Annotated in this window: 10 protein-coding genes; 8 read left to right on the top strand and 2 right to left on the bottom strand. The window is 70.9% G+C overall.

Annotation, left to right across the window (positions count from 1 at the left end):
* Positions 1 to 2 precede the first annotated feature (2 nt).
* Positions 3 to 659 (top strand): glutathione S-transferase family protein, encoded by a 657-nt coding sequence (locus JJQ90_RS09425; RefSeq protein ID WP_216874660.1) that lies wholly within the window; start codon positions 3 to 5, stop codon positions 657 to 659.
* Positions 660 to 662: 3 nt separating this feature from the next.
* On the opposite strand, the gene JJQ90_RS09420 is transcribed toward JJQ90_RS09425, so the two are convergent.
* Positions 663 to 1355 (bottom strand): FadR/GntR family transcriptional regulator, encoded by a 693-nt coding sequence (locus JJQ90_RS09420; RefSeq protein WP_216874658.1) that lies wholly within the window; start codon positions 1353 to 1355, stop codon positions 663 to 665.
* Between the two features lie 121 nt (positions 1356 to 1476).
* Between JJQ90_RS09420 and JJQ90_RS09415 the strand changes: the two genes are divergently transcribed.
* The 7 genes from JJQ90_RS09415 (at position 1477) to JJQ90_RS09385 (ending at position 10731) form a co-directional block, all read left to right on the top strand.
* The gene (locus JJQ90_RS09415) at positions 1477 to 2463 is read left to right on the top strand and encodes a Bug family tripartite tricarboxylate transporter substrate binding protein (RefSeq protein ID WP_216874656.1); all 987 of its coding nucleotides are present in this window, start codon (positions 1477 to 1479) and stop codon (positions 2461 to 2463) included.
* Positions 2460 to 3923, top strand: coding sequence for a sulfatase family protein (locus tag JJQ90_RS09410; RefSeq protein ID WP_216874654.1), 1464 nt, complete (start codon positions 2460 to 2462; stop codon positions 3921 to 3923). The genes JJQ90_RS09415 and JJQ90_RS09410 overlap by 4 nt, the downstream gene beginning before the upstream one ends.
* Before the next feature lie 13 nt (positions 3924 to 3936).
* Positions 3937 to 4905, top strand: coding sequence for a Bug family tripartite tricarboxylate transporter substrate binding protein (locus JJQ90_RS09405; protein ID WP_216874652.1), 969 nt, complete (start codon positions 3937 to 3939; stop codon positions 4903 to 4905).
* A gap of 8 nt (positions 4906 to 4913) precedes the next feature.
* A complete protein-coding gene (locus tag JJQ90_RS09400; RefSeq protein WP_216874650.1) occupies positions 4914 to 6395 on the top strand; it encodes a sulfatase-like hydrolase/transferase in 1482 nt (493 codons plus the stop codon).
* Positions 6396 to 6399: 4 nt separating this feature from the next.
* Positions 6400 to 7350: a formylglycine-generating enzyme family protein gene (locus JJQ90_RS09395; RefSeq protein WP_216874648.1), complete on the top strand. Its 951-nt coding sequence runs from the start codon at positions 6400 to 6402 to the stop codon at positions 7348 to 7350.
* A 173-nt stretch (positions 7351 to 7523) separates the two neighbouring features.
* Positions 7524 to 9476 (top strand): BCCT family transporter, encoded by a 1953-nt coding sequence (locus tag JJQ90_RS09390; RefSeq protein WP_216874646.1) that lies wholly within the window; start codon positions 7524 to 7526, stop codon positions 9474 to 9476.
* Between the two features lie 4 nt (positions 9477 to 9480).
* Positions 9481 to 10731 (top strand): MFS transporter, encoded by a 1251-nt coding sequence (locus JJQ90_RS09385; RefSeq protein ID WP_216874644.1) that lies wholly within the window; start codon positions 9481 to 9483, stop codon positions 10729 to 10731.
* Here JJQ90_RS09385 and JJQ90_RS09380 read toward each other — a convergent pair whose 3' ends face one another.
* A complete protein-coding gene (locus JJQ90_RS09380; RefSeq protein ID WP_216874642.1) occupies positions 10732 to 11718 on the bottom strand; it encodes a Bug family tripartite tricarboxylate transporter substrate binding protein in 987 nt (328 codons plus the stop codon).
* Positions 11719 to 11728 lie beyond the last annotated feature (10 nt).

The raw sequence follows: 11728 nt of genomic DNA, 5'->3' as shown, positions 1-11728 counted from the left end.
CCATGCTGACCATCTATGGCTGCCTGCGCTCCCGCGCCTCGCGCAATGTCTGGCTGGCGCATGAGGCCGGGCTGGAATTCCGGCAGGTGCCGGTGATCCAGGCCTACCGCCTGGCGGACCCGGATGCGGCGGATGCGCCGATGCACACGCGGTCGCCCGAATTCCTCGCGGTCAATCCGAACGGCCATATCCCGTCCCTGGTCGATGTCGAACTGGTTCTGCATGAGAGCCTGGCCATCAACCTGTACCTCGCCCGCAAATATGGCGGCGCGCTCGGCCCGGCCGATGCGGCGGAGGATGGGTTGATGGGCATGTGGTCGCTCTGGGCGGCGACCGAGGTCGAGCCGCACAGCATCGAAATCCTCTACAACCGCATCGGCAAGCCGCCGGCAGAGCGCGATGCGGCGAAGGCCGATGCGGCGGTCGCCGCCCTGCGCGCGCCGGTCGCGGTGCTGGACCAGGCGCTGGCCGCCACGGGCTACCTGGTCGGGGGCCGCTTCACGGTGGCGGACATCAATGTGGCGGAGGTGATGCGCTACGCCCTGCCCGCGCCCGAACTTTTCGCCAATGCCCCGCAGGTGAAGGCCTGGATCGCCGCCTGCCACGCCCGCCCGGCCTATCAGCGCATGATGGCGGAACGGGAGAAGGAGCCCGCCTGAGGCTCACCCAGCCAGCGCCGCCAGCCGGGCACGCCGCACCGCCAGAAGGTGCCGGCGCATCGCCGCCCGCGCCGCCGTCGCCGCGCCCGCCGCGATGGCCTCCGCGATCTGCGCATGCTCGCCGAGATTCTGCCGGCGCCGCAGCGGTGACACCGCGAGCCGGGTGAGGCGGGAGGCGACGGGCGCGGCCTGATCCGTCCAGAGCTCGCCGACGATGCGCGCCAGCACCGGATTGCCGGAGGCCTCGGCAATGGCCAGGTGAAAGTCGCGATCCGCCGGATCGCCCACGCGGCCGGCCACGGTCTCGGCGCGCATCCGGCCGAAGGCTTCCGCAACCGCCGCCCGCGCCGCCGCATCCGTGCTGCGCGCCGCCAGGGCCGCGCAATCCGGCTCCACCAGCAGCCGCGCCTCCAGCACGTCGAAGGGGCCGGGCGCATCCGTGGCGGGGCGTGACGGCGCCGGGGCGGCGGCGCGGACATAGACGCCGGACCCGCCGCGCACCTCGACCAGCCCCTCGATCTCCAGCGCGATCAGCGCCTCCCGCAAGGAGGGCCGACTGACATTCAGCCGGGGTGCCAGGTCGCGTTCGGAGGGCAGGCGGCTGCCGGGCGGCAATTCGCCGGCGGCGATCATGGCGGCGATCTGCTCGGCGATGCGGCGGAACAGGCGGCGGGGTTCGAGTGGCTGGAAGGGCATCCGGCAGATATCCAGGCGGTTGACAGTCCTGGCAAGGCGGCGCCAGCATGCCGAAACTGGTCAGGCCACTTTGCCAAACGGGGGTGGACCAAACAAGGACCGGAGAGGAAAGGGAAACGCCATGACGACGCAATCGGCTATGGGTCGGCGCGCGATGCTGGCCGGGACGGCCTTCGCCCTGGCGGGGCCAGCCCTGGCACAAAGCACGGCGCCCTGGCCCTCCCGCCCCATCCGCTTCATCGTGCCCTTCGCCCCCGGCGGCGCCTCCGACACCACGGCGCCGCTGACCGGCCAGCACCTGTCGCAGCGCCTCGGCCAGCCGGTGGTGGTGGAGAACAGGGCCGGCGCCGCCTCCGTCATCGGCACGGCGGAGGCAGCGCGGGCAGCGCCGGATGGCTACACGATCCTGCTGGCGCCGCCGCCCTTCGTCATCACGCAATTCGCCTATCCCAATCTGCCCTATGACCCGGAAGCCGCCTTCCGCCCGGTGATCCTGCTGGTCACCAGCCCCTCCCTGCTCTTCTCCCGCACCGGGCTGGCAACGCGGGGATGGCCCGAGATCGCGGAGATGGCGAAGGCGCGGCCCGGCGTGCTGACCTATGGCAGCCCGGGCAATGGCAGCCTGCCGCATCTGGCGATGGAATTGCTGAAGCTGCGCACGGGCGTCGATATCCTGCATGTGCCCTATCGCGGCGGCGGTCCGGCGGCGGCGGACCTCGCCGGCGGGCGGATCGACCTGATGATCTCGAGCCCCCTGGATATGGCCGGCAACCTGGCCAGCGGCCGCGCCGTGCCGGTGGCCGCCGCCACCGCCCGCCGCGCCCGCGCCTTCCCCGACCTGCCGACGCTGGGGGAGCTGGGCGTGCCGGATTACGACAGCAGCGGCTGGTTCGGCGTGGTGATGCCCGCCGCCACGCCGGATGCCATCGCCACGCGCCTCAACACCGAATTCCAGGCGGTGCTGCAAGTGGAGGAGGTGGCGGCACGGCTGCTGACCCTGGGCGTCGAGCCTGCCGTCGGCAGTGCCGCGGACTTCCAGGGCCATCTGACCGCCGAACGCAACCGCTGGCGCGTCGCCGTGCCGGCCGCCGGGGTGACGGTGCAGTGAAGCGACCGAACATCCTCTGGGTCTGCACCGACCAGCAGCGCTGGGACACGGTCGGCGCGCTGGGCAATACGCATATCCGCACGCCGGCCATGGACAGCCTGGTCGCCTCCGGCACCGCCTTCACCCGCTGCTACACGCAGTCGCCCATCTGCACACCCTCCCGCGCCAGCATGATGACCGGGCGGTATCCGGCGACGCATCAGGTGCAGCGCAACGGCAATGCCTTCTGGCCGGCGCATGAGGTGCTGGTGACGAAGCGGCTGGCCGATGCCGGCTATGATTGCGGGCTGATCGGCAAGTTGCACCTCTCCGCCGCGAAGTATCACGAACAGCGCGTCGATGACGGCTACCGCGTCTTCCACTGGAACCACCATCCGACGCCGGATGCGGCGCGGGGCGATGCCTATGAACATTGGCTGCGGCATGAGAAGGGCGTCGATCCGCAGGCGCTGTACCGCGACAAGGGCGCCTTCTGCGGCCCCGGCGTGCCGGCGGCGCTGCATCAATCGACCTGGTGCGCGGAGATGGCGATCCGCTTCATCACCGACCGTCGCGACGCGCCCTGGTGCCTGTCGCTGAACTTCTTCGACCCGCACGCGCCCTTCGACGCGCCGCCGGAAGCCCTGGCCAAGGTCGATGCCGCCGGCCTGCCCCTGCCGCTGTGGCGCGACAGCGATGGCGAGCGCTGGGTGGATTTCCAGAATGTCGACCAGCAGCAGGTCCGCCCGCAGGACCCGCGCATCCGCCACGCCGAGCAGCCGCCGCCCCCCGCCGAGCGCGACCACGACAAGGTCGCGAGCCATGTGCCGGAGGGCTATGACGCGCTTCAGGTGAAGGCGAACTACTACGCCATGATCGAGCACCTGGATGCGCAGCTCGGCCGCATCCTGGCGGCGCTGCGCGACAGCGGCCAGGAGCAGGACACCATCGTGCTGTTCCATTCCGACCATGGCGAGATGCTGGGCGACCACGGCCTGGTCCTGAAGGGCTGCCGCTTCTTCGAAGGGCTGGTCCATGTGCCGATGATCTGGTCCTGGCCCGGCCGGGTGACGCCCGGCCTGGTCAGCGACGCGCTGGTCGAGCTGGTGGACATCACGCCGACATTGCTGGAGGCGGCCGGCATCGAAATCCCGTGGACGGTGCAGGGGAAATCGCTGCTGCCGATCCTGGAAGGCCGCGCCGACCCAGGCCGCCACAAGCCGCATGTGGTCTGCGAGTTCCACGACGCCATCGGCGCCGGGCGCGATCACAGCCACGGCACCATGGTCTTCGACGGGCGCCATAAATCCGTGATCTATCACGGCCATCCCATGGGCGAGATCTTCGACCACGCCACCGACCCTGGCGAGTTCGACAATCTGTGGCACGATGTCGCGCTGCGGGCGGAGCGGCTGCAATTCCACCTCGATGCCATGGCCGCCACCACCAGCGCGGGTCCACCGCGCAGTGCCAATTACTGAAGGGGGATTCACCATGATCGCTCGCAGGCTTCTGACGCTGCTGGGTGCCGGATTGCTCGCCGCGCCCTTCATCGCCACGCCGGCCCGTGCCGCATGGCCGGAACGGCCGGTGACCGTGGTGGTGCCCTATCCGCCCGGCGGCAACAACGACATCCTGGCGCGGCTGCTGGCGCCGGTTGTGGAACGGCAGATCGGCCAGCCACTGGTCATCGACAATCGCGGCGGCGGCGGCGGCACCATTGGTGCGGGCATCGCCTCCCGCGCCGCCGCGGATGGCTATACCGTGCTCTTCGCGGATATCGGCATCCTGGCCATCGCGCCGCATCTGTTTGCGCGGCTGCCCTTCGATCCCGACAGTTTTGTGCCGATCGTGCGGCTGACGGAGGTTTCGCTGCTGGTCGGCGTGCCGCGGCAGTCGCCCCATCAGAACCTGGGCAGCCTGCTGGCAGCGGCCCGCGCACGGCCGAATGCGCTGACCTTCGCGACGCCGGGCAATGGCACGGCGGGACATCTGGCGACGCAGATGCTGATGTCGCTGGCGAATGTGCCGATGACGCATGTGCCCTATCGCGGCAGTGCCCCGGCGCAGATCGACCTGATCGGCGGCAATGTCGACCTGCTGATCGACGGCACGCTGCTGCCGGCCGTGACCCAGGGCCAGGTGCGCGCGCTGGCCGTCACCGGCCCCAGCCGTTCCCCCTTCACGCCGGACCTGCCAACGGTCGCGGAGGCGGGGGTGGCCAACTACAACTTCCTCTCCTGGCACGGTGTGGTGGCACCGCGCGGCACGCCGGCCGAGGCGATCACGCGCCTCAACGCCGCCTATAACGTCGCCGTGGCCGATCCCGGGGTGCTGGAACGCGCACGCCAGCTCGGCCTGCCGCTGAAGGGCGGCTCGGCACAGGACTTCGTCGCCTTCATCGCGGCGGAACGCGCCAAGCTGGGGCCGGTGGTGCAGGCGAGCGGAGCGCGGGTGGAGTGAGTGCGGCCATGAAGCGCCCGAACATCATGCTGGTCACGGTGGACCAGTGGCCGGCCTCCCTGATGGGCTATGCCGGCCATCCCACCGTGCTGACGCCCACGCTGGACCAGCTCGCGCGCAATGGCGTGTGCTTCCCCAATACCTATTCCGAATGCCCGATCTGCATCCCGGCGCGGCGCACCATGATGACGGGCAATACCGCCCGAATCCATGGCGACCGCAGCTTCGATCCGGTGGCGCGGATGCCGGACAGCCCGACGCTGGCCGCGACGCTCGGCGCCGCCGGCTACCAGACCACCGCGGTCGGCAAGCTGCATGTCTATCCGCCGCGCGACCGCATCGGCTTCGACGACGTGCATCTGGCGGAGGAAGGCCGGCCGCATCTCGGCGGCTATGACGATTACGACCTGTTCCTGGCCGACCAGGGTTTTCCGGGCCAGGGCTTCAACCATGGCATGAACAACAACGACTATCTCTGGCGACCCTTCCACCTGCCGGAGCCTTGCCATGTGACCAACTGGACCACCTGGAAGATGTGCCGCGAGATCAAGCGGCGCGACCCGACGCGGCCGGGCTTCTGGCACCTGTCCTACACCGCGCCGCATCCGCCGCTGGCGCCCCTTCAGGCCTATCTCGACATCTATCGCGACGCCGAGCCGCCCGTGCCGCCCATCGCCGACTGGGCCAGGGACGAGGCCGCCCTGCCCTACGCCCTGCGCTCCATCACCGACTACTGGTCGCATGTGAAGCCGCACCATATGCGCGGCATCCAGCGCGCCTTCATGGCGCTGTGTACCCATATCGACCACCAGTTCCGCCTGGTGCTCGGCACGCTGCGGGAGGAGGGGCTGCTGGACGATACGGTGGTGCTGTTCACCGCCGACCATGGCGACATGCTGGGCACCCACGGCTTATGGGCCAAGCGCATCTTCTACGAGGACAGCGCCCGGGTGCCGACCATCCTGCTCGGCCCGGCCGGCGATGCCCGCACCGCGCCCGGCAGCATCGACCGGCGGCTGGTACAGCTCGCCGATGTGATGCCGACGCTGCTCGATTTCGCCGGCGTCACGCCGCAGGCGCCGATGGAGGGGCTTTCGATGATCGGCGCTGCGCGGCGGCAGGTGCTGACGGCGGCCTGCCGCGACGATGCCTCCGCCACCCGCATGGCGACGGATGGGCGGCACAAGCTGATCTGGTACCCGAACGGCAATACCATCCAGCTTTTCGACCTGGCGGAGGACCCGCAGGAGATGCGGAACCTCGCCGGCGAAACGGCGCTGGCCGATGTCCAGACGAAGCTGGAGGCGGCGCTGGTCGCCGATGCCTGGGGCGCCGATACCGGCTGGATCATGGATGGAAAGCTGGTCGGCACCCCGGCCAAGCCCTTTGTCAGCCAGACCAATCGCGGCCTGTCCGGCCAGCGCGGCTTCCACTTTCCGCCGCCGCCCCAGGCCGGGGCTGATGTCGTGGTGGGGACGCCCGGGGGCTAGGCGCGTGGAGGCTCCCGTCAAATCCTGCTGCGTGCCCGCCAGTGGGCGCGCGGCCGGGCCGGCTCCCAGCCTGCTGGCCGCGGGTGGCGTCGATGACGCGCGGGTCGTCGACATCCCCGGCGGCAGCGTCACCCTCGGAACCGACACGCCCTTCTTCCGCGAGGATGGCGAAGGGCCGGCGCGGCGCGCGGCGCTGCGCCCCTTCCGCATCGACGCCCATGCCGTGAGCAACCGCCGCTACGCCGCCTTCGTCGCCGCCACCGGCTACCGCACCGAGGCGGAGCGCTATGGCTGGTCCTATGTCTTCCACAGCTTCCTGGCCGCCGGGACAGAGGCCCCGAGCCCCGAGGGCACGCCCTGGTGGCGCCAGGTGCATGGCGCGTATTGGGCGGTGCCGGAGGGGCCGGGCTCGACCATCGCCGACCGCCTCGACCACCCCGCCACCCATATCGGCTGGAACGACGCCGCCGCCTTCGCCGCCTGGGCGGGCGGCCGGCTGCCGAGCGAGGCGGAATGGGAACATGCGGCCAAGGGCGGCGACGACAGCGCCCGCTTTCCCTGGGGCGCGGCGGAGCCGGATGACGGCAACGCGCTGTGCAACATCTGGCAGGGCCGCTTCCCGGTGCGGAACAGCCTGGCCGACGGCTTTCTCGGCACCGCCCCGGTCGATGCCTATCGCCCGAACGGCTTCGGGCTGTTCAACACCTGCGGCAATGTCTGGGAATGGTGCGCCGACCCGTTCCGCGTGCGCTCCCTCTCGGCGGCGGCGAAGCAGCGCAACCAGGCGGCGACGGCGGAGCGGGAGCGGGTGATGAAGGGTGGCTCCTACCTGTGCCACCGCAGCTACTGCTACCGCTACCGCATCGCCGCCCGTTCCGGCCGCAGCCCCGACACCTCCGCCGGGCATACGGGGTTCCGGGTGGCCTATGACGCGGGCGCCAGCCAAGCCATGTGACGAAATCGTAACCACGGTAGCGTGAACGGGAACGGCGCCAATTCGCGCGCACGTTGTAACCCCAAAGGTGTTCGCGACGTCTTCCCGCGCCTATGCTGGGTCGCTTTCCTCCACAACCCTCGGGAAGAAGGCACCCAGCATGGCACGCCCTCCACAAAAGACCTGGCCAAGCCATGTCTGAGCCCACCCCCCTCGCCGGCCGTTCCACGCTCTGCTGGCCGGTCTTTCTCTCCGCCGGCGGGGTGCTGCTGGCGCTGGTCGGCTTCGCGGCGATCTGGCCCGATATCGCCGCCACCTCCTTCACCGCCGCCCAGGCCTGGGTGATCGGGCATTTCGGCTGGTTCTACATGCTGGCCGTGACGGCCTTCCTGGTGCTCGCCATCGTCCTGGCCTTCGGTCGGCATGGCGCGGTGCGGCTGGGCGCGGATGACGAGACGCCGGAATTCGGCAATGCCTCCTGGTTCGCCATGCTGTTCAGCGCCGGCATGGGCATCGGCCTGATGTTCTTCGGCGTCGCCGAGCCGGTCATGCACTACGCCACGCCGCCCCCCGGCACCCCCAACGCCCCGCAAAGCGTCGGCGCGGCGCGGGAGGCACTGGTCTCCACCTTCTTCCACTGGGGCCTGCATGCCTGGGCGGTCTATGCCATGGTCGGCCTGGTGCTGGCCTATTTCGGCTTTCGCCGCGGCCTGCCGCTGACGCTGCGCTCCGCGCTGTATCCCTTCCTCGGCGAGCGTTTTCGTGGCTGGCCGGGGCATGCGGTGGACAGTTTCGCGGTGATCGGCACCATGCTCGGCGTCGCCACCTCGCTCGGCTATGGCGCGGCGCAGGCCAATGCGGGGTTGGCGCATCTCATCGGCCTGCCGACCGGCCCGCTGGTGCAGGTGGCCTTGATCGCCGGTATCATCGGCATCGCGCTGGTCTCCGTCATGCTGGGGCTGGATGGCGGCATCCGGCGGCTGTCGGTGCTCAACCTGGCGCTGGCCGGCACGCTGATGGTCTTCGTGCTGGCCACGGGACCCACGCTTTTCCTGGTGCAGGCTTTCTTCCAGAACACCGGCGCCTATCTGGCCGATATCGTCGGCCGCACCCTGCGGCTGCATGCCTATGAGCCCTCCGGCTGGCTCGGCGGCTGGACCCTGCTCTACTGGGCCTGGTGGATCGCCTGGTCGCCCTTCGTCGGCATGTTCATCGCCCGCGTCAGCCGGGGGCGGACCATCAAGGAATTCGTCCTCGGCGTGCTGGTCGCCCCGGCCGGCTTCACCTTCGCCTGGATGACCATCTTCGGAAACACCGCGATCCAGCTCGACATGCTCCAGGGCGGCTGGCTCTCGGCCGCGGTGGGGCAGGACGTGACGACCGCGCTGTTCCGCTTCCTTGATGCCCTGCCGCTCTCGGCGATCTCCGCCTGGGTGGCGACGCTGCTGATCGTGACCTTCTTTGTCACCTCCGCCGACAGCGCCGCCCTGGTGGTGGACACCATCGCGTCGGGAGGGCGGGAGGAGAATCCGGTCTGGCAGCGCATCTTCTGGTGCGTCGCCATCGGTGCGCTGGCGGCGGCGCTGCTGCTGGCCGGCGGGCTTTCGGCCTTGCAGACCGCGTCGCTGATCGGTGCCCTGCCCTTCACGGCGATCATGCTGGTCGCCTGCTGGGGGCTGGTGCGCGCCCTGAACGAGGAACAGGACTGGCGCGCCGGCCTGCTGCCCGCCCGCGCCCCCGCCGCCGCCGAGGGCTGGCAGCGTCGCCTCGGCGCGGCGCTGCACCGGCCCACGCGCGGCACCGCGGAGCGCCACCTGGACGCCGCGGTGCGCCCGGCGCTGGAGGAGGTGGCGGAGGCGCTGCGCAAGCGCGGTGGCCTGGCCGAGCTGATCACGGAGGATGGCCGTGCCGCCCTGTCCGCCGAACTGCCGGGCGGGGCGCGCTTCACCTATGCCGTGCAGCTTCGCCCGATGAAGGAAGCCGCCTTCGCCCTGGCCGGCGCGCAACCGACCGAGGCCAGTCGCCATCGTTGGTGGCGCGCCGAGGTCGGCGGCGCCGGCTACGATGTCTTCGGCTGGTCAAAGGAGGATATCATCGGCGACGTCATGGCGGTGCTCGACCGCGCCTTGGCCCGCGCGAGCCGCTGAGGGCATGGGCTCCGTCCTGCGTTCCGCGGCTTCGCTGTTCGGCGGCGTGGCGCTGCTGCTGACCGGGCACGGGCTGCTGACGCTGCTGCTGCCGCTGCGCGGCGCGGCGGAAGGGTTCGGGCCGGTGGCCATCGGCCTGCTCGGCTCGGCCTATTTCGCCGGTTTCGTGGCGGGCTGCCTGCATGGGCCGCATCTGGTGGGGCGGGCGGGGCATATCCGCGCCTTCGCGGCGGTGGTCTGCGGCGTCTCGGCCGTGGCCTTCGCCTATCCGCTGCTGGTCGGCGAGGTGGCCTGGGCCCTGATGCGCTTCGGCTTCGGCTACGGGCTGGCGGTGTTCTACCTGGTGGTGGAATCCTGGCTGAACGACCGCGCCACCAACACCACCCGCGGGTTGTTGCTCGGCACCTATGTGATGATCAACCACGCCGCCATCGCGGCGGGGCAGATGATGCTGCTGGCCTATCCGGTGGCGGGGTTCGAGCTGTTCGCGGTGGCCGGCATCCTCATCAGCGTCGCCGCCATCCCCGTGGCGCTGACCCGCGCGCCGCAACCCGCGCCGGTGACAGATGTGCGCTTCCGGCCGGGCCGGTTGTGGCGCGCCTCCCCGGTCGGGCTGGTCGGCAGCCTGATGGTGGGGCTGGCCAATGGCGCCTTCTGGGGCCTGGGTGCGGTGGCGGCCACCGGCTTCGGGCTGGATGAGAATGGCGCCGCCTTGTTCATGACGGCGGCGGTGCTGGCCGGGGCGGTGACGCAGATGCCGGTGGGCCGGCTGTCGGATCGCATGGACCGGCGCTTCGTCCTCGCCGGGCTGCTGCTGGCCTCGATCTGCGTCGGGCTGGCGCTGGGGCTGTTGGCGCCGCAGGGCATCTGGCTGCTGGTGCTGGCGGCGGTCTTCGGCGGGGTGTCGCTGCCCTGCTATTCCATCGCGGCGGCCCATGCCTATGACCATGCCGACCCGTCCGACTATGTCGGCACCGCCTCCTCCCTGCTGCTGGTCAATGGGCTGGGCTCCATCGCCGGGCCGATCGGGGCGGCGCTGCTGATGCGATCCGTCCCCGGCGGCGGGCTGTTCCTGTTCATCGCCATGACCCAGGCCGGATTGCTGGCCTTCGTGCTCTGGCGCCTGCGCCGCCGCGCCGCCCCCGCGCCGGAATCGCGTGAAACCTTCGACATGGCGGCGACCTCCCCGGCCACGGTCGGCGGCGTGATGACGCCGGTGCCAGGGGAGGTATCCGAGGAAGAGGCGCGGGGCTGATCAGCCGAGCTGGGCGCCGGAGGCGCGGACGGCGGCGCCCCAGCGCTGCCGTTCCGTCGCGATGAAGGCGGCGAAGGCGTCGGGGTTCATCGCCGGTGCCGGCTCCGCCCCCCGGGCCCGCAGCGCGGCCACCACGGACTCCTCCCGCAGCCCTGCGGTGAAGGCCGCGTTCAGACGCTCGATCACCGGCAGGGGCGTGCCGGCCGGGGCGAAGATCCCGTCCCAGGCGCTGACCGCAAAACCCGGCAGCACGGAGGCGACGGTCGGCAGGTTCGGATGCGTCGCCAGGGGCGTGGCCGAGGTGACAGCGAGCGTCCGCACCGCGTCATTCTGCATGGCGGCGAAGGCGGCCGGGATCAGCTCGATCGCCATGTCGATCCGCCCGGCGGCGAGATCGGTCATCGCCGCCGCATTGCCGCGATAGGGCACATGCAGGATGTCCACCCCGGCGGCCATGCGGAACATCTCCGCCGCGATATGCCCGGTGGTGCCATTGCCGGCGGAGCCATAGCTGGCCTTGCCGGGATTGGCCTTCAGCCAGGCGATGAGCTGCGGCAGCGTCTCCACCGGCAGGTCGCGCTTGACCAGCACCACCAGCACGATGCGCGACAACGGCGCGATGGGGACGAAATCCTCATGCGGGCGGAAGCTGAGGCGGGGGTACAGCGCCTCATTGATCGCATGGGTGCCGTTGGTGCCGTAGAACAGCGTGTAGCCATCCGGCGCGGCCCGCGCCGCCACCTCCGCCCCCACATTGCCGCCGGCGCCGGGCCGGTTCTCCACCACGAAGTTCTGGCCGAGCCGCGTCTGGGCCGGGCCGGTGGCGAGGCGCGACAGCGTGTCGCCACCGCCACCCGCCAGGAAGGGCACCACCAGCCGGATCGGCCGGTCCGGATAGCTCTGCGCCCGCGCACCGCCCGCCGCCAGCAGCAACCCGGCCGCCAGCGCACCCCGCCGCGACAGGCGCGGCCCGTGTTCCGTCTTCATCGCTTCCTCC

Source organism: Falsiroseomonas oleicola (assembly GCF_019029495.1).
GTDB classification, from domain to species: Bacteria; Pseudomonadota; Alphaproteobacteria; order Acetobacterales; family Acetobacteraceae; genus Falsiroseomonas; species Falsiroseomonas oleicola.
This window is presented reverse-complemented; position numbering and strand designations above follow the sequence as displayed.